Origin of the sequence: Vibrio campbellii CAIM 519 = NBRC 15631 = ATCC 25920, assembly GCF_002163755.1 — a bacterium.
In the GTDB taxonomy this organism is placed as follows: Bacteria; Pseudomonadota; Gammaproteobacteria; order Enterobacterales; family Vibrionaceae; genus Vibrio; species Vibrio campbellii.
This window is the reverse complement of the sequence record NZ_CP015864.1, coordinates 1,563,596-1,582,833: the sequence shown is the minus strand read 5'-3', so window position 1 is coordinate 1,582,833 and position 19,238 is coordinate 1,563,596. Positions and strand designations below refer to the sequence as shown.

General features: G+C 44.7%; 15 protein-coding genes. 6 read left to right on the top strand and 9 right to left on the bottom strand.

Annotation, left to right across the window (positions count from 1 at the left end; translation table 11 throughout):
• Window positions 1-38: 38 nt before the first annotated feature.
• The 4 genes from A8140_RS23410 to A8140_RS23395 form a co-directional block, all read right to left on the bottom strand.
• Window positions 39-1,718, bottom strand: a complete 1,680-nt coding sequence (locus A8140_RS23410; protein ID WP_005534373.1) for a DUF342 domain-containing protein — start codon at window positions 1,716-1,718, stop codon at window positions 39-41.
• Window positions 1,719-2,163: 445 nt separating this feature from the next.
• Window positions 2,164-4,182: a tRNA(Met) cytidine acetyltransferase TmcA gene (locus A8140_RS23405; RefSeq protein ID WP_005534376.1), complete on the bottom strand. Its 2,019-nt coding sequence runs from the start codon at window positions 4,180-4,182 to the stop codon at window positions 2,164-2,166.
• A gap of 115 nt (window positions 4,183-4,297) precedes the next feature.
• Window positions 4,298-5,272, bottom strand: a complete 975-nt coding sequence (locus A8140_RS23400; protein ID WP_005534379.1) for a ParB/RepB/Spo0J family partition protein — start codon at window positions 5,270-5,272, stop codon at window positions 4,298-4,300.
• A gap of 7 nt (window positions 5,273-5,279) precedes the next feature.
• The gene (locus A8140_RS23395; protein WP_005428912.1) at window positions 5,280-6,497 is read right to left on the bottom strand and encodes an AAA family ATPase; all 1,218 of its coding nucleotides are present in this window, start codon (window positions 6,495-6,497) and stop codon (window positions 5,280-5,282) included.
• A gap of 1,243 nt (window positions 6,498-7,740) precedes the next feature.
• Between A8140_RS23395 and A8140_RS23390 the strand changes: the two genes are divergently transcribed.
• Complete coding sequence (locus tag A8140_RS23390; RefSeq protein WP_012130354.1) at window positions 7,741-9,711, top strand: replication initiator protein RctB domain-containing protein; 1,971 nt, start codon at window positions 7,741-7,743, stop codon at window positions 9,709-9,711.
• 252 nt (window positions 9,712-9,963) lie between these two features.
• Here the strand turns inward: A8140_RS23390 and A8140_RS23385 are convergent, their stop codons facing one another.
• From A8140_RS23385 to A8140_RS23375, 3 genes are read right to left on the bottom strand one after another with little or no spacing between them, the layout of a single operon-like run.
• Window positions 9,964-10,470: a hypothetical protein gene (locus A8140_RS23385; RefSeq protein WP_005534284.1), complete on the bottom strand. Its 507-nt coding sequence runs from the start codon at window positions 10,468-10,470 to the stop codon at window positions 9,964-9,966.
• Window positions 10,470-11,402 (bottom strand): ATP-binding cassette domain-containing protein, encoded by a 933-nt coding sequence (locus A8140_RS23380; RefSeq protein ID WP_005534286.1) that lies wholly within the window; start codon window positions 11,400-11,402, stop codon window positions 10,470-10,472. Before A8140_RS23380 ends, A8140_RS23385 begins: the two co-directional genes overlap by 1 nt.
• Window positions 11,399-12,253 (bottom strand): ABC transporter ATP-binding protein, encoded by an 855-nt coding sequence (locus A8140_RS23375; protein WP_033000436.1) that lies wholly within the window; start codon window positions 12,251-12,253, stop codon window positions 11,399-11,401. Before A8140_RS23375 ends, A8140_RS23380 begins: the two co-directional genes overlap by 4 nt.
• 360 nt (window positions 12,254-12,613) lie before the next feature.
• Here A8140_RS23375 and A8140_RS23370 point away from each other — a divergent pair, with 360 nt between their 5' ends.
• Together A8140_RS23370 and ribA are read left to right on the top strand one after the other, a co-directional pair.
• Entirely contained in the window at window positions 12,614-12,811 is a 198-nt protein-coding gene (locus tag A8140_RS23370; protein WP_005428900.1) for a hypothetical protein, read from the top strand.
• Between the two features lie 164 nt (window positions 12,812-12,975).
• Complete coding sequence (ribA, locus tag A8140_RS23365) at window positions 12,976-14,034, top strand: GTP cyclohydrolase II (RefSeq protein WP_005534292.1); 1,059 nt, start codon at window positions 12,976-12,978, stop codon at window positions 14,032-14,034.
• Between the two features lie 80 nt (window positions 14,035-14,114).
• On the opposite strand, the gene A8140_RS23360 is transcribed toward ribA, so the two are convergent.
• Complete coding sequence (locus A8140_RS23360; protein WP_005534294.1) at window positions 14,115-14,870, bottom strand: substrate-binding periplasmic protein; 756 nt, start codon at window positions 14,868-14,870, stop codon at window positions 14,115-14,117.
• Between the two features lie 68 nt (window positions 14,871-14,938).
• Here A8140_RS23360 and A8140_RS23355 point away from each other — a divergent pair, with 68 nt between their 5' ends.
• The 3 genes from A8140_RS23355 to A8140_RS23345 all read left to right on the top strand — a co-directional run bounded on the left by A8140_RS23355 (window position 14,939) and on the right by A8140_RS23345 (window position 18,020).
• Window positions 14,939-16,864, top strand: a complete 1,926-nt coding sequence (locus tag A8140_RS23355) for an ATP-binding protein (protein WP_005534296.1) — start codon at window positions 14,939-14,941, stop codon at window positions 16,862-16,864.
• A gap of 94 nt (window positions 16,865-16,958) precedes the next feature.
• A complete protein-coding gene (locus A8140_RS23350) occupies window positions 16,959-17,168 on the top strand; it encodes a DUF3283 family protein (RefSeq protein WP_005534298.1) in 210 nt (69 codons plus the stop codon).
• 135 nt (window positions 17,169-17,303) lie between these two features.
• Window positions 17,304-18,020 (top strand): YebC/PmpR family DNA-binding transcriptional regulator, encoded by a 717-nt coding sequence (locus tag A8140_RS23345; protein WP_005428886.1) that lies wholly within the window; start codon window positions 17,304-17,306, stop codon window positions 18,018-18,020.
• 90 nt (window positions 18,021-18,110) lie between these two features.
• Here the strand turns inward: A8140_RS23345 and rodA are convergent, their stop codons facing one another.
• The gene (gene rodA, locus A8140_RS23340; RefSeq protein ID WP_033000439.1) at window positions 18,111-19,193 is read right to left on the bottom strand and encodes a rod shape-determining protein RodA; all 1,083 of its coding nucleotides are present in this window, start codon (window positions 19,191-19,193) and stop codon (window positions 18,111-18,113) included.
• Between the last annotated feature and the right edge of the window lie 45 nt (window positions 19,194-19,238).

Here is a 19,238-nt window from a genome sequence, read left to right as displayed (position 1 = left end):
TCAATACACGGGCTTTTTTCAATCTTCCAATTAAAGAGTTAAATCGCGACGAAGTCTTCTTCCTCTAAATTTGCCGCCACTTTGATTTCGTATTGGTTAAAGCTAAACACACAACCGCCATGGGTGCGCTTGGTTGTCACCTGTTCGTCTCCAAATTGCACCGTAACACGGGTAAACACGCGATCTTTGGCTTCGACAATATTCTCTTCCAATGAGACCTCAAAGTCGTGCTCTGTGTGTTCTAGCTTCTGTTTAACCTGATCAAGACGCTCATTGTTTTGTGCTTTTAATACTTCGATTTGAGCTTGCTCTTCATCAGCACGCTCTGCTTTAGGTCGCTTCTTAAATTCAAGCTCCTTACGAATCACATCCATCGTGCCTTCTTGGGCGGACTTGTATTCTTCTTTTAATTTGGCAATACGCTCTTTGAATACAGCGTAACAGGCAAAAGCTTCGACTTTCGTTGCTGTATCACCTTCTACACCAAGCTGAGAACAAAGTACCTTACTTCCTACTTTGGCATCACCACCGCTTAAAGTGCCGTTTTTACCGCTGGCATCAAGTACCGTCAGGTTGCGTCCACACACAATGTCGTTATTCATACTGTGCACAGCCAGCTCTATGTCTTCGCCAGACTGCAATTCACAATACTGAGCGTAACTGGCACGAATCGATGTTTTGGTTCGAACGTGGCAACTCTTCGGCTGACCATCACTCACTGTGTGGCCAATAATGCCTTTCGCGACTTGGATGTCGCCTTCAGCTTGCACGTCCGCGGATTCAATAAAGCCACCAACGGTAATAGAGCCGGTCGCTTTAACGATCATGCCAGATTCAATATTGCCGCCAATGATGACGTTGCCTTTAAACTTAACGTGTCCGGTATTTACGCCCACACTGTTCAGACACAGCGCATTATCAACTTCAATGGTTTTGTCTTTGATGAGAGGCGTACCAGACACAGAAGCGATAAGAAGGTTAGGATCGGATTTGCTGATTTCGGTTCCTTTACCCGGTTTGATAGGGCTGTCTTTGCCTGCTTGAGGAGGAATCACGCGACCTTGCACAGTAAAGCCAGGAATACCCTTGGTAGCAGGCGTTCGACGCATGACCTCGTCGCCAATATCAACGGCGATGGTTTCACCTAAGTTACGTAAATCAATCTTATCACAAGTGGTTTGGCCTTCTTTCGGCTTGAGGATACGTTTGGTGATGTCTTTGACGAGAGGCGAAAAGATAGCGTCTTTACCTTTAGTTGGTTGTTTACCAACAGCGACGGGTTGAGTGAAGGTTTCTCCGGGTTTAAGTTGATTACTGACGACCATGACTTTTTTGAGCGCCAATTTGTTGATGCCTTTCAACACTTGCGCATGAGCAAGCGCTTGAACGATTTCAGGACCACACAAACCGCGGCCACCATAAGCGCCAGTGATGTTCATACTAGCAAGCATGTCGTTGTTCAACAGTTCAACGTCTACCTGAGCATTCTTAATCTGTGCGACGACGATGCCTTCGTATGCTTCTGCTTTACGCTCACGAACACAGTTAATAAATCGAACGACTTCAGCTTCATCAACAAATGCCTGACTCGCCTCCATCGTTTGAAGCTGCTCTGGCAATTCCTTTTGATTTAGCTCACTTTCCAGTTCAACATCTTCTGGTAGGCGGGCAAAAATCCTCGTTCTGTCTTCTGACCACTCAAGGCATATTTTCCACATAAGCAATCCATTGCTACCCATCACTTATCTCAGTCTAACCAAAATTATTTTCTGAACAAACCTCTCAATTCTCAGAATTAGGCTCACATCACTAAAGGATGCCCGGCAATTTCTGAGCTTGAGGCAGACAAACACAGAATTTCTAAATCGAGTTTGGATTCATTTATTAGCCACACTACCTAAGTTTGACTGGTACATAGCAAGCGATATATGAATAAAAGTGGAGGTATGCTTAATGGCCATACTGACTAGACTACGAATTGCTTATTTAGCTCAAATATCAATATCATTCAAAAGAACGAGTTCCCATTTACAGTGTAAATTGAGATCGTCTTTACACCTTGCCGTAGACCTTGACTAAAAAGTGCCAAATCAAAAGGGAGGATTTACAGTGTAAACCCTCCCCCTTTCAAAGCTACTTTACAGTGTAAATTACTTGCTCTGTTTACACTGTAAATTTAGCTATCAAAACTTGTAGCTCGTTTCTTATATGTGCTTCAACCTGCTTACGTCCCGGCAAGCCATATTGCTTAGCGCACTCACTCCAGTCTTTGTTTAAGAATAATTTACTGATCATCAAGTCAGACACATCAGCCAAACCACATTGCAGTAACCATTGCTGAATCCAAACAGAGACCGATTCAAAGTTATTACCACCTTGAGCATAACACTCGATTAAAGTGCGCTTCGTTAAATGGGACGGGCAAGTAGATACCGAGGTTGGTAATAGCGCGCGAAGCAAACTTGGCTCTAACTTAGGATAGGTAGACGCTGCACTCAATGGCAACAGTTCTTCGAATAGCAACTTGGCTTCGTTTATCCAAGTTTGTTGTGAGCCACATTGACGAACCATCAACAACGAGTAACACCCACTTGCCGCATCTCGCATACTTCCAAGACGAATGGATTCAAAACCAGATAGCTTCCAAAACGCAATCAGTTCTTCTGTTGCGCCAAAGCTGGTGGACAAATAAGAGATATGTGGCGCCGTAGTTTGTTCCAGCAGCTTCAACATTTGTTGGCCAATCCCCTGACCTTGCAAGTCTGGATGAACTGCAATTCGCATCACTCGCAAAGTAGAAAGCGCACCCACATCAGCGTAACCAAGTTGATTGATGAGGGTCACTGGCGTCAGATGTCCTTTCGGACGACGTTTCCCAAGCTGAATATCTTTAACGAGATTCGAATCGAGGTTGCCCTCTTCCACCGTTAACATCACCCCAACGATTTCATTATTATTCTGAGCTACGTAAATCTGGCAATGCTCATCCTGCAAAAGATGCAACAAATCATTTGGCGAAGTTTGATAATGTGCATTCACGAGTAACGCGAAGCACGTTTTCAATACGGAAGGATTAGAAATCAACGCTGACTTACGGAGATTGATTAATGAAATATCGCCAAGCTCGGCAGGTTGGCTCGGGATAAGTTCTGCATCCAATAAAAATGCTTGGTACAACCAAGATTCCAAGTTGTCATTTACTGCCCATCGAATAGGTTGTTGAAGATGACAAAGCTTCATTCCTGGTCTTTGCTTTTGTAGCCAATCGACAAACTTAAGCGTGAAGCCACGGCCACAACCTTCATAACCATGAATGGTGGTTGAGAACACGAGACGATGATATTGCTCAGTAATCTGCTTAAGCATAGGAACCGGAATGGCAGCAGCTTCATCAACCAACAACAAATCACACTCAGGTAAAGCTGAGAGTAATTCATCCGGTGCGATGAACTGAATGTAGCCCTGCCCCGCTTCTAATCGGTCTTTCTTAACGCGCTCTGCTGTTGATAGCATTCTCTGCGCGTGCTGATAAACAGGTTCAACCGCTTTGATGCTTGGCGCTGTGACGAGAATTCGTAATGGCTTTTGCTCTAGAAGATGCGCGCATGCAATACCTAGCGCGCTGGTTTTTCCTCGACCACGATCGGCGGTTAAAACTAAAGGACGTTTGCGATGCCCAGTAACCACTTTTTCGATAAAAGAAACCGCTTCAGTTTGCTCGCTATACTGGTGCGCTTTTTCCGCTTGGATGAAAGCTGGCAATGGGGGTAATGACAAATTCTCCTCAATCACGGTGAGTTGTTGCCATTGTGTTTGCAGCCACAGTCCCGCTTCATTCGCCTCTTGGTTTTTATTGGCAACCACAATCAATAGCCCACCGCCGACGAGCGCGCCAAGAGCCGAAGTAAAACTGTTTGCATCAAGCTCTTTTCTCGCATCAAACAGCAAAACGTCACACTCGCGGCCGAGCAGCATATTTCCTTGTTTTGAATTTACGCAGTGGGCATTTTCTAGTTGCCACTCCCCTACGCAAAACCAAGTCTGATTTTGCTGCTTTTGATGGAAGTCGGTAATCAAGGCGTTTTGCCAATCGGCATCACCATAAATCACCACGCCATTACGTTGAAAGGCTTTGTAAGATTGGAGCTGAAGCTGAGAAAGGAATTCAGATTGTGCAAGCATTACGTGTATCCAAGCGTTGAACTGACGCCATGTTATCACATCTGGATTCATGGATACTTCGCCAAATTGCAGACATAAAAAAACCGCCCGGAGGCGGTTTCAAACAAGAAGAGGTTTACTTCATTTTGCTCTCAACGAAAGCCAGAATTTCTTCCATCAAGCTGTCGTCTACTTTCTTCAAGTTAAGAGCAAGGTTGTTACCTTTACGGCTGTAGCTTGCACGACCTTTAACTAAATCGACTTTTTCTGCTTTCTTAGCCGGCTTCGCAGGCGCTAATTCTGCAATCCAGCTTTCGATGCTTTCTGTCACTTCTTTAGTAAGACGAGCCACACCTTGAGCTGTACTGCGCTGCCACAAATAACCTTCCGACGTACGACACTTATCCAACAAGTTTTGTTGTTGTTCGCCGTTCAACGTCGAGAATTGCTTATGCAGCTTAACAATCGTTGGACGACCTAAATCACCAACATTCGGGTAAGCTTGCAGAAGTTCAAGTGGAAGTGCAGCGGCTTTTAATGCGCCACTCACCAATGCTTCACTGCACTGGAACATTTTTGCCAACGCTTTTTGGTCTTCAGCTTCGCCACTTTCAAGCTTCGCCTGCATCTCTTTACCTTTTTCGTATAGAGACAGTGGCTTGTGCGCGTTTGCAACATCAGAAAGGAATTTCGCGTGGTCTGTGTTGATGCCGTCACCAACGTAAACCAAGAAATCCTGCCCTGCTAAGATACAAGACATACGACGGCGGCTACCGTCTAATACTTCAATCTTGCCATCTTCAGTGCGACGACCAACAGCCGGATACTGTTGACCACGTTCTTTCAACGTCACCAACACATCAGATAAAGCGTGTTCGTTTAGGAAAGATTGCTCACGAGCGTTCTCTGCAAATACGCTAGTGTCTGTCGCCACTTTATCTGCAGGAATGCGCACCAATTCAAATTGAACCGTACTCTCACCAGCTACAGAAAGTTCGATGGTTTGTGCTTTGTCTTTTGCTGCCGTTTGCGCTTCTTGAGGTGTCGCAACACGACGCTTATTGGTTTTACCAAATAATTTCGCGTTTAATTCTGACGTTTTCAATGCCATTTATTCATTACCCCTGATTCAGTGACGGCCAGTTAGAGTGCAGTACACGCTCTAGTTCTAGTGCACTCTTATGTACCGCATCTTGTGCAGTAGCGAGTGTTTTCTTACCACCTTCGAAGTCGCCTACGGTCAAATCAAACACGGTGCTGTAGGTGTCAGCACAGGTTTCGAATGCGCGACTACGAGGAATGGTGGCCATCATAACTTGGTCACCTAGAAGATAGTTCATTTCAGTAAGAACAGAAACTTGCTTCTTGTTGTCGTCTTCAAACATAGTTGGCATCAAACGAACAAATTCAAGACCGTTCCAATCTTCTGGGAACATCTCGTAAACCGTTGGAAGGTGTTGGAAGAAGTTTACTGTTGAAGCCCAGTCAAGACGCTTCGCTGCACAAGGAATCAATAGCGCGTTTGATGCGTACATTGCGTTCCATACTAGCGGGTCAACGTGTGGACCGGTATCAATCATAATCACGTCGAAGTCATTCGCGATTTTGTCAATCAACTGCTCTTTCAACAGACGAACGATGTCTAGAGATGGATCTTCAGATAATGTTTGCCACGCTTCTGCATTGAACATTGCGTCTTCTGGGAAAGCAGAAATCGACTTCAAGTTCGGATATTGCGTTGGCAACAGCACGTTCTTGTGTAGAAACTCACGATCGATTTCAACGCCATCTGGCACGTTACCAAGCATGATATCAACTGCAGAATAGATGTTGTCGTGCTCTGCCACACTGATTTGTGGGTTCAAGAACAGACGCAGAGAGCCTTGAGGGTCAAGGTCAATCAAACAAATGCGGTAGCGCTTATCTAGGTTTAGCGCCAGACATGCCGCTAAGTGAACCGCTGTCATCGATTTACCCGTACCACCCTTTTGGTTTTGTACGTTGATGATCCACGGTTTGTTTTCAGAATTCTTTTTGCGTTCATGGAATTTAGGAACTTCTGCCGCATCCATTAGCATGTGCGCTTCTTCAAGCGTGATTGAATAATGGTTGGCATTATTCTTTGTAAATTGATGACCTTCCGCTTCCATCTTACCGATAGCATCGTCCAGCTTACGGCGAGTCAAACCTGAACGGGTTTCCATCATTGCCTTAGACATTGGTGGGAAGTAGTTGTCACTACGCTCTTCCAAAACAATCTCAATACGGTCAGCTTGAACTTGTTGGGTAAGTTCCGCTAACTCTTGGAGATTTTCAATCGTTGTTTCTCTTTTCATGCCAAATTCCGTTGGAAGGATATCTGTTTTTAATTGTACAGCACTGCAATCCTAAAACAACAAAAAGGTGCACGAACATTTTGAATAACCATCACATAAAAAATACTCACAAAAGCCTGTTTTATGATTTCACCTTAAAAACATCACAAAATTTAATCAAATCTATGCGAATAAAGTGCTTCACACCCTGAAAGAATAAAAATGTCACACTGTCACGTATTTACAATGTAAATCTAATGTTTTTCCGGAACGATTATAAAAAGGCACTAAATTACGGATAGTGTGAGATGAATCTAGTGTTTGATGGTGGCTCAGCGTTTTAATTTAAAAATACAAGGAAAACCAGCCTTGATCATGCGTCCTGTATGTTTAGGCATGTAAAACAGCGATATTAAACGGAAGTATGATCAAGGAGTCTTCATGATCATACTTCCGGTAAGAACAGAAAATACGAAAGCATGATCAAGGAAGTTATGTGCCCTTTTACGCCACACATTGATTTTTCAATGCGATCAATTTACTGGAAAAATGATCAAGTGTGTTTTGTCCTCGGAAGCATGATTTTTCACGGTCAATTTACGGCTGAATGCAGATAGACTGGGGGATAGAGGCAAAATCAGAGATAAAAACGTGGAAAGATGAAAATAAATCGAAAACAAAAATGTAGAACGCGATATCATGATCATGCTTCCGCCAATTTCTAGATAGCAGCAAGGAACAAGGCGGCCAGCTTAAAACTGAGGAATATTTCAGCATTTGCGTAAATTGTATTCACAGTTCATTGCAGAACGATGGAAAGCGACGCTCTTGATCATTGATCCGAAGGTAAAATGCCCTTGCTTTACAGCAAATCAGAACAAACTTTTCCAAGCCTTCACGGTATTTCTGTGGATAAGTTGTACAAAAATCATGATCATCGTTTCAGGACCTTTTTGATCATCTTTTCAGAAACTTAATGATCATGCTTACGAGACTTTGTGATCATGCTTTCAGGGATTTATTGATCATCGTTTCGGAATATTCATGATCATAGTTCCAGAATGCCACTTTGAAATAACCATTTAAAACATAGACTTACGCAACCAAAAATCTTCAGATCATTAGATCACATAATCAATAAGATCAGATTAATCAAAAAGATCAGTTATTTAAAAAACAAAGATTTTTTTCTTTATTTATGATCTGTTTTTCTTTATTCTTCGGAACAATAGCAAAACTACGGCTAGTGTGATCTGGATCTAAAATGACCGCTGATGAAAAAATTCTGATTAAAGCGCCAAGAAGCCATAAGGATGGGCACCTTTTTGAGGTACACGAATCTTCTGCAGATTGGGTAGAACAATACCAACACTTCAAAGGGGTAACCAAGAGCATCTTAGAGTTGCTTAATCTGATCTCTTTACGAGGATTCAGCAGCAAAGACGGTTTGGTATCGACAACAGAAATTGTTGAAGCAACCGACGGTCAACTGACCAGAGCCGCCTTGCAACAACGCTTACGTGCTGCTGTGAACATTGGTTTGTTTCATCAAACACCAGTACGTTTTGAAGAAGGCCTTGCTGGCAAAACCATGCTGCACAAGTTCGTCAACCCGAACCAGCTGATCTCAGCGTTAGGTGCCACCAGCTTAGTTACAGAAAAAGTTCGTCAGAGCGAAAAGCAAAAGCGTTCTAAGGCCTTGGCGCAAACTCAAGTGAACAAGCGCCTGTTGAATGAACATGGTTTGAATACCCCACCGATGATGAAGGATGAAGCGGATCAATTTGTCGTTTCTCCAACTAATTGGGCAGGGATCATCGACCAAGCCTTAGCGCCTCCACGCACTCGCAAGAGTTACCAGAAATCCATGGTTTCGATCTCTGGCACCAAAGCCGTGATTGAAACACGATCGTCGAAAAACATCATGACGGTGGACGATCTGATGACGTTGTTTGCTCTGTTTACGCTGACAGTGCAATACCATGATCATCACAAAGATCAGTACCACATGGACGCGGCGCATGTGCCCAATAAAACACCGTTGTACATCACGGATATCTTGTCATTACGTGGCAAGAAAGACAGTGGCCCTGCACGAGATTCAATCCGCGACAGTATTGATCGTATCGAGTTTACTGATTTCCAATTGCACGAGCTCACTGGCCGCTGGCTGAGTGAAAACATGCCAGAAGGCTTCAAGAGTGATCGTTTCCGTTTTCTTGCTCGAACCATCACTGCATCGGAAGAAGCACCAACAGAAGGCGCTGACGGTGAAATTCGCATTAAGCCAAACCTTTACATTCTCGTGTGGGAACCGTCGTTCTATGAAGAACTGCTTACGCGTGATTATTTCTTCTTGTTCCCGCCTGAAATTCTGAAACAACACACCTTGGTGTTCCAGTTGTACTCGTTCTTCCGTAGTCGTATGGTGCGTAGACACACCGATTGCATGTTATTGAGTGAGCTGAACCAAAAACTGGCACGAAACATCGAATGGCGTCGTTTCTCAATGGACCTGATCCGTGAGTTGAAGCGCCTGTCTGATGGCAAAGGGACGGAAGATCTTTTTGTTGTGAACTTATGGGGCTATCACTTAACGATCGAGACCATGATCGAAAATGGCAAAGTGATGGACTACCAAATCGACATCAAATGCGATGTGGAAGAAGTATTGCGTTACTCGCGTGCTCGTACGACCAACGCAGGAAAGCGTAATATGGCCCCTACGCTGCCAAACCCACTTCGTAATGAGATGGTTACGAGGCAGCAGCTAGACGAGCTCTCAGGCATCATAGACGGCGAATTTGAGCCTATTCAGCGTAAAGCTCCCTCTCCACGTGGTAATTTGGGCCGCCGAGTGAAGCAGAAAAAGCACCTAGTTGAGATCAACGCGGACGAGATAACCATTACTCTATCCAAATATACCTCTCCAGAGGCCCTAGAACGTAGTATAACGGCTTTATCGGCGATGACAGGGCATTCCTATGCCTCAATCAAAGAAGAGTGTTCTGACTTCATAGACAAGCTCGATTTCTTGCGAGTAGGGGATGCACCTCTGCCTTACGAGACATTAAGCAAAACAGTCGAGCTGTTTAACAGCCAAAACGATGTCAAACATCTCACCATTGAGCGTCTAATCGCAGGCTTAGCCGTTCGCCGAAAAGTGTGTCGCCAGATTTTTGAGGGACACATGGATGAGATGGTATTCAGAGCACTTGATGAAATGGCGATTTAATATGAATCAAGCGGATGCTTTTTGAGTAATAAGCATGACTAATTGGTTCAGAATGTAACAATGAATTGCATTGATGGAAATCAGACCTAACTCTTACAAATCACTGACATTGCGGTTCCGAGGGCAGACTAAGATTTATCCCGAATAGACAACCTTTTGTCCTTTCTGATGATTAATAGATTGGCTCATATTGTTACATTCATTCTGAATAGACTTCGCGAGTTTCTCCTCAAGAAACTCGCTTTTTTTTATCTAAAATTCCTGTCTTGTGCATTCGGCAAATTCATTCGGAACCATCAAGCATCCTTGATCATGCTTCCTAGTTTCATTCCAATTTAATGATCGCATCAATGCAACGTGTGACTCGATCAAGTTGCTCGCCTGCTGCTGCCACTCATTTTGATCGTGTTGCTGATTGCAGAACTCTAGCGCCAGAACGGTCAAATGCTGCAAACGTTTGAGACACCAATCCTTGATAAGAATATCGGTCATCGGCTGGCAAGCCGCTTGTTCGAGCTTTGCCCCAGTGTATTGCAGGATTTGAAAGGCTTTTTGATGGTCTTGATGCCTAGCGTGTTGAAAGACTCTTAGACAGCCATCTAGCCAACAAGCGATCGCTTTACTCTGCTCGTCTGTCAGTTCTGGACCAAACACTGCAACAGGCGCTTGGTATAAGATCGCTTCTAAGCTTTCTACTTGATCATGCTTCCGATTGTCATACCAATCTGATAATTGATCTTGCCAGGTCATCAAATCCATTAGGCTGCCTCAGTCCATTGTTTTACAAAGTGATTTGGTCCGATTTGATCATAGTCTTCGACCACAACGCTGCTGCGACTGCGGATCTCATCGGCATCTACTGAATAGTTTGGTTCACTTTCTACAAGGTTGCCAAATGGTAGATCAGGATCCGGCACAGCAGAGATCAATAACTTAGTGTATGGATGCTGTGGGTTCTTTAAGATCGCTTGAGTGTCTCCCCATTCCACGATCTGTCCTTTGTACATCACCGCGGTTTCTTCTGCGATGTAATGCGCAGTCGCAAGGTCATGAGTAATGTATAGAAAACCAATTCCTAACTCTTGCTTCATACGTTGCATCAGATTAAGTACACCTAAACGAATCGATACATCCAGCATCGACGTCGGTTCATCAGCAAGAATTAGCTGTGAACCTACCGCCAGAGCGCGCGCTAGATTAACGCGTTGACGCTGACCGCCACTGAGTTCGTGAGGGAATTTGTTGAGCGTTTCCTCTGGCAGTTCGACCAAATCCAGCAGCTCTAGCAGTTTGGCTGGGATTTCTTTGTCACTCTTCACCTGCTTATGGATCTTAAGCGGTCGTGTTAAATGGTGACGAATAGTATGGGTTGGATTTAATGAGCCAAAAGGATCTTGAAACACCATCTGAACCTTGCTGCGGTAGTCCTGAATCTCACCGCGGGCAGTAATGTCGTTAATGTTTTTGCCGTTGAAAAGAATTTCACCATCGCTGGCTGGATACACCTTGGTAATCAATCGCGCGCAGGTGCTTTTGCCGCAGCCTGATTCGCCCACCAGCGCAAGGGTTTTGCCTGCATAAAGATCAAAGCTTACACCTTGAAGTGCGCGAAAGGTTTCTTCTTTGGCAAAACCACCACCGACTTTGAATTCCTTGATCACGTTTCTCATTTGGATGATCGGTTCACTCATACTGGCGCTCCTTCCGTTTGTGGCTGTTTGTGTACATCGTGAATATTTGGGAATGAAGCCCAAAGTTTTTGGGTGTATTCGTGTTGAGGATGATTACGGATTTCGTATGAGCTGTTTACTTCAACAATCTTGCCGTGGCGCATAATGGCAATGCGGTCGCACAATTGGCTCATGAGCGCTAAATCATGGGTAATAAAAAGTACCGAGAAACCAAACTCATCACGTAGTTGATAGATTTGCTGCAAGATTTCGCGTTGAACCACCACATCAAGCGCTGTGGTTGGCTCATCCATGATGATCAGCTTCGGGTTGAGGGATAGGGCGATTGCAATCACCAAACGCTGACGCATGCCGCCGGAGAACTGGTGTGGGTATTCGCCCAGACGATTTCTCGGAATGTTGACTAAGTCGAGAAGCTTCTCTGCACGGTCTTTGGCTTGCTCGTTAGTTAATCCTTTGTGGTGGCGTAATACGTCGGCAAACTGTTCTTGAACAGTGAGAACGGGATTTAGCGAGTTCATGGCACTTTGAAACACCATGGCAATCTCGCTCCAGCGCAGCGTATTTAGCTCGTTGTCAGGCAGACGAAGGATATCCTTGCCTTCAAACAGAATCTGTCCCCCAGAGATAAATGCAGGCGGCTTGTGTAGACGGTTGATAGAGAAAGCTATGGTACTTTTGCCACAGCCTGATTCACCCGCCAGACCAAATATTTCGCCCTTGCCAATATCGAAGCTTACCGATTTCACGGCATTAAAATCACCGTTGTCGGTGATGTAGTCCACGCATAAGTTTCTGATCTGAATGACGGGATCAGAGTGGAATGCCTGATTCAGGTTTAGTTCACTCATAATTAAACTTTACCAATACAAAAGATAATTATTATCATTATCAGGTGCGTGAGATTTGCGAAAGATAAAACCGTCTGATCAGTGAAGTGACTCGAAATTTGAGTGTAATAAAAAGAATTTTTCCGTTATGGAAGTGTGAATTTGTGGGGGAAAAATGAGAGCTGGATCAGCTCACTTTTCGTAGGGGGAATTTTTCAAATCTAAACGCTAAAAAGCGGGTTTGCAAAGACTAAATGATGGATCTATTTACGAGTTGATGAAAGGTCGAAAGGGGTCACATTTCCCTACCGTTTTTCTTACCTCTGCATTGGGTGTTTGCTATAGATTACCCATCGAAAACATGGTGTGTTCGGAGGAAATATGTCCATTAATTCTATCGACCATGAAGAGATGAGCAACATCGCTCACAAATGGGAACTCCCAGAAGAAGAAACCGTTGTGAGACCAGAGAAAATCGTGAAATCTGCCGAAGCAAGACGTCGTATTGAAGCACTTCGTGAAATCCGTGAAAGCGGCTTGAGCATCGAAGAGGCAAGGGAACTTGGCTTAATTCACTAATTCTAACACTGCGGAATAAAAACACGGGGTAGTCATAAGGCTGCCCTTTTCATTTTTTGTTTTATAACCCATTGTTTGACTTTCTTATCCTACGTTACTAAATATTATATCAATAGCGATATGCTTTTTGTTGACTATTCGGTAGCAACGTCAGGAGTACGATTATGGTTGATCAGATCCTTTTCTATGAACCCGATGAATCCCACGGCTTCCTCTCCAATTTTTGCCAAGCTCCCATCAAAGTCTCTACCCAATCTTGGCCCACTAGCGAACACTACTATCAAGCTCAAAAATTCAGTGACCCCAAACTGCAAAACAAAATCCTCTTAGCCAAAAGCCCCGATGAAGCCTTTTCTTTAAGCCGCAAATATCAGCACCTAGTAAGAGATAATTGGGATGACGACAAACTCTCCGTGATGGCGTTTGTCGTTCGTGAGAAGTTTTTGCAAAACCCTCAGCTTGCGAAACAGTTGATGCAGACCGGCAACGCGTGGCTTACCGAACATTCGCACAAAGATGCATTCTGGGGCGATGGGGGGGACGGTTCTGGAGAAAACCATTTAGGAGAGATTTTGATGAACGTACGTGCAGAGCTAAAGCATGTGAAGCCATATAACTTGGTGCGCTTTGTCGATAAAGCCAAACTGCCTACCCAATGGGGCACGTTTATCATGCATGGTTTTATCGAGAACGCGACAGGAAAAGAACACCTAGCGTTAGTGTATGGTGACCCAGCCAGAAGTAAGGATCCGCTGATTCGTTTGCACTCAGAGTGTTTAACCGGCGATGCACTGTTCAGTACGCGTTGTGATTGTGGATTCCAGCTCAATCGTGCATTGCAAAATATTGTCGAAGAAGGCTGTGGCGTGCTGCTCTATTTACGCCAAGAGGGAAGGGGAATCGGCTTAATCAACAAGATTCGTGCGTATCATCTTCAAGATGAAGGTGCCGACACTGTTGAAGCCAATGAGCGCCTGGGCTTTGCTGCTGATATGCGTGATTACGCGTTTTGTAAGGGGATGCTGGAGCACCTTGGAATCGATAAAGTACGTTTGATGACCAACAATCCACGTAAGCTTGCAGCGCTGAAGAAGGTGGACATCAATGTGGTTGAGCGGGTACCACTACAAGAAGGCAATAATCCCCATAATCAACACTACCTTCAAACCAAAGCCAATAAGCTTGGCCATATGTTTGACCCCAAATTTGTCGAACAAGATTAATCATAGAGACGATATAAAAATCAAACCGCCAGCTAATCGAAGCTGGCGGTTTTTGTTACAGATTGGGCGTGAGCGGCTAGCTAGATATATTTTTTGATGATGTCGTCAAGTTTCCCGGAACTTTTTAGTTCTGCTAGACGTTTATTGATAAAGCTCTGCACTTTGGGGTTCATCTTAGGGGAGAAAGCGAGATAGATGGCGTAGTCTGGTATCACTGCGCTGAAAGATTGAATCTGGAAGTCGCCCATCGGCAGTCCTAAATGATGGATGTTGTACACCACGCGCGATTCCATTTCGACAAACGCGGTATCGCCAGGGGTTCGTTGTAAAACGCGATAGGCGGCCTCGTAATCTTTGACGCGCATTTCATTGACGGTACCGTTTTCAAAGAAAGGGCTGAGATTCGGGTAATCAAAGCCAAGCAGAAGCACAATTGAACGACCTTGCATGTGCTGCATATCGCTGAATTTGAATGGTGCTTTACTGCTCGATACTAATACGTGTTTTACAGTGTAAATAGGTTGTTCTGAGAGATTTTCCGATTGAACCTTCCCCCACTTTGGACTGCCGTAAGTGACCCAATTTTCTTCTCCCCCCGCTTCGAGTACCGAAATCATGCGCTTGAATGGGTAGGTGTGGTATTTCACTTCATAATCGGATTCGGCAAAGATAGCACTAACAATGTCTGTCACAATTCCTGAATGCTGTTCACCTTGCTGCTCAATTTGAAATGGTCTGGCTTGATCAGCTATCACGTAATAATTCACTTCACTTGTCATAGCGTAAGAGCTTAAGGCTATAAAACTAAAGCCTAATGTTCGTAACAGTCCTTTCATCCTATCCTCGATTATTGTCGCGACCTGACTATATTTATATTAGCGCAAGTTTAAGGGAGCGATTTCATATGGAGATAAAAGAGCGAGCTCAGCGCCGATTTAGTATCGGAAATCAATTGATGCTGGCGATTTTTGTGTTGAGTTTAATCTTTACCATAATCAGCTCTTCCATCAGTTTATATCGTGATTTCAACGATGATCTTGCTCGTCTGGATAGTGAGCTTGAGCAGGTGAAAAGCAGTTACTTATCCAGTTTTTCGGCCAGTTTGTGGGTTGAAGATCGAGAGCTATTACTTACTCAGGCAGAAGGAGCAATGCGTTTACCCTCGGTGGATTATTTAAGAATTGCGACGCCAGATGAAGTGATCTTCGAACTAGGCAGCGCATTAACGGAAGATCGGATCGAGCGGCAGTGGCCCTTGCAATACGATATGGGAGTAAAAACTTATGATCTTGCTGAAGTCACAGTTCAATCGGATCTTACCCCGATCTATCAAGGGTTATGGCAAACCTTCTTTTTTCTGGTGATCGCGGAAGCGATCAAGATCTTTTTACTCATCCTAGGTGTTTTGTGGGTCACGTTTCGCTTGATGGTGAAGCCTCTAGAGCTGCTCTCTGGGGCCGTAAGCGATTTCAGCGGGGGCCATGTACCAAGCAAAGTGACATTGCCCAAACGTTGGTTCTTTGATGAAGTCAGTTTGTTGGAGCGCAAATACAACCGAAGTGTTGAGCGTGTCAGTGAACACCAATTAGAAATTGAACAAGCGCGCGATAAAGCTGAAGTCGCAAACCGAAAGAAAAGCGAATTCCTTGCCACCATGAGTCATGAGATTCGCACACCAATGAACGGCATTATTGGTATTGCTTCGTTGCTCGGAGATACCAAACTCGATGAGCAACAAAAAGACTTCGTATCCATAATCAATAGCTCTTCAAACTCGCTAATGGTGATCATCGACGATATCCTCGACTTTTCGAAAATTGAAGCGGGTAAGATTGAACTGGAAGCCACGACCTACAATCTACTCGATTTACTTCACGAGGTAGGGCGTCTTCATACCGTCAAAGCGCAGCAGAAAGGTCTACAACTGGTTTGTGATATCGACCCTCAGTTACCGTTAGAGGTGAAAGGGGATATGGGCAGACTCAAACAAGTGTTGAGCAATTTGCTCAGTAACGCAGTGAAGTTCACTGAGCGTGGACACGTCAAGTTGATGGTGTCACAGGTGAGTCGGAAAACAGATGTTGCCAGCGTGCATTTTCGAGTGGTGGACTCAGGCATTGGCATTGCTAAAGAAAACCAGCAAACGGTATTTGAGAAGTTTCAGCAAGCCGATGGCAGTACTACGCGTAAATACGGCGGCACTGGTTTGGGCTTAGCTATCTGCAACAGTTTAGTTGAAGTTATGGGCGGGGAAATCCGTCTGACCAGTGAACCTGGTCTAGGCAGCTACTTTGAATTCACCATTCCACTCAATATCGTCTGTGATAAGTCTATCTCTCCTCAGACGCCTAACGTGTTTGATTTTCCGAATGGGATGAGCAATGCGATTGTTGCTGAGCATATCCAAACGACCAAAGGTGTGGGCAAGCCTTGGATTCTGGTCGTTGAAGACACTGCGGTGAATCAGAAAGTCGTGCGAATGATGTTAGAGAAACTTGGCATGCAGGTGAATGTCGCCGAACACGGTAAAGATGCACTTCGACAATGCCAAACTCATCAGTTCGATTTAATTCTGATGGACTGTCAAATGCCAGTCATGGATGGATTCATTGCCACTGAAAACATTCGTAAGATGGGCGAGTGGGGACAGCAAGTGCCGATCATTGCTTTAAGTGCCAATGTAATTAAAGAGGATCAACAAAGCTGCTTTGATGCAGGGATGAACGAATTTGTTGCCAAACCGGTGACAAAAGAGCGCTTGCAGCAAATCTTTGAGCGATACCTACCAGAGTCATTGCAAACACGATCGAATCCGAAACAAGCAACTTGAAATTGATCAAGTAAAGTGCGTTTCACTTCTTAAAAGTCAAATCTGTGTGCTATAGTGCGCGGCTAGTATTTATTAAAGTACCTTGAGGCTGTGAATGTCGTTCAATCTATCCCTGTTACCGCCTGACGAGAAAAACAAAATCGAACTTGATAAACAAGCGTCTTTTTTGGTTTGGAAGCTTAAAGAAGCGAAATCTGGTCAAGAGGTAATAGAAGAACAGCTGTCTAAGATTAACGACGCTGACGAAAAAGTCTTTTTTCAACAGGCGGTCGATAAGTACAAACGAGTAATGGGTGTCGCATAAAGCGAACCGTGGCTCTGGTGTAAACCACAGCGGCGAATGAGGTTTCCTCCCCATTCCTTTGCAAGGTGAAAGGTAAAACTGTTCACTCTTTGCTAAAATCCTTCGCATTAAATTTGAATTTAGAGAGACATCCCGATGGGAAGAAGTTTTGAAGTGCGCAAAGCCTCTATGGCGAAAACTGCAGGCGCAAAAATTAAAGTTTATTCCAAATACGGTAAAGAAATTTACATGTGCGCGAAAAACGGTGGTGGTGATCCAGACATGAACTTGTCTCTGAAGCACCTGATCGCAAAAGCGAAAAAAGACCAAGTTCCTGCACACGTTATCGATAAAGCGATCGACAAAGCGAACGGCGGCGGTGGTGAAGACTACACTCCAGCACGTTACGAAGGCTTTGGCCCTGGCGGCACAAGCGTGATCGTAGACTGTCTAACAGATAACGGTAACCGTACATTCCAAGACGTTCGCCAATGCTTTGTTAAAGTGGGTGCGAAAATTGGTGTTGAAGGTTCTGTTTCTCACATGTTCGATCACCAAGCGGTCTTCCAGTTCAAAGGCGAAGATGATGAAATCATCCTAGAAACGCTGATGATGGAAGACGTGGACGTTACTGACGTTGAGCTAGAAGACGGTGTTATCACTGTTTTCGCACCTCATACAGAGTTCTTCAAAACAAAAACTGCGCTTAACGGTGCATTCCCAGATCTAACGATCGACGTTGAAGAAATCACATTCGTTCCGCAAACTCACACGCCAGTAGCGGGTGAAGACGCAGAGAAATTCCAGAAGTTCCTAGACCTTCTAGATGACTGTGACGACGTTCAACAGGTATACCACAACGGCGAACTGTAATTCGGTTCTCTAGTTGTAAAAAAGGCTTCCCGAGGGAAGCCTTTTTTGATCGTGTTGTTTGTCTTTTCTCTTTTCTATTGTGACTAGCGTTCAGGTGTTGCGGTACTTGGAGTAACACAGAGACATGATCACGCCAAAACAGATGCCTTGAGTTAGCATCGCAGTACCACCGTAGCTAAAGAACGGCAGTGGGCTGCCCATTACTGGCAACAAGCCACTTACCATGCCGGTGTTGATGAAGGCGTAAAGGAAGAAGCTCATCGCTAATGCGCCGCTCACTAAGCGACTGAAGAAATGCTCAGATTGGCACGCTAGCAGCATCACACGCGCCGTAATGAATAAATACAACGCTAACAACACCACACAACCAATAAAGCCCCATTCTTCTGCGTAGGTCGAAAAGATGAAGTCGGTATGGCTCTCTGGAATAAACCCTAACGTACCTTGAGTAGCATTCATCCAACCTTTACCTTTCATGCCGCCAGAACCAATCGCAATCAATGATTGGATGATTTGGTAGCCTGACCCCAGTGGATCCGACTCTGGTTGCAAGAACTGCGTTACACGGCTCTTTTGATACGCTTCCATCACAAAGAACCAAAGTATTGGTGCCAGCGTTAGAATGCTCACCAAAAAGCCGCCAATTATCTTCCAGCTCATGCCTGCAAAGAACAGCACAAACAACGCGTAAATCACGGTGAAGATAGCGCCGTCCAAGTCTGGTTGTAAGGCAATCAAGCCCGCAGGCACAAAGGTGATCAGCAAACAGAAAGCAATTTTGCGAATGTCTGGTCGGCCACCTTCTAGATGCAGCATCCACGCGATCATAATGGGAATGGAGAGCTTGATCAGCTCAGAGGGTTGAAAGCGGAAGAAGCCAATATCAAGCCAGCGCTGCGAGCCATTGGTGCTATCACCAAACAGCGCAACGGCAGCCAAGAGCGAAACCGCCACTAAATACAAATAGGACGCAGAACGTTGATAACTGGACGCAGGAATCGACGACATGACCAAAATACACACCAACGTCAAACCGCATCGAGCGAGGTGCTTAAATAGCATAGCTTCATTGAATCCACTGGCACTCCAGAGAGTGAGTGAACTCAATAGCATGATCGGAATGATCGCCATCAAAAGTGGCAAATCAATCCTAGGGAAGAAACGCTTGTTCATCTTCTACAACCTAAAAACGCCCCAATACGGGGCGAAAACAACCAG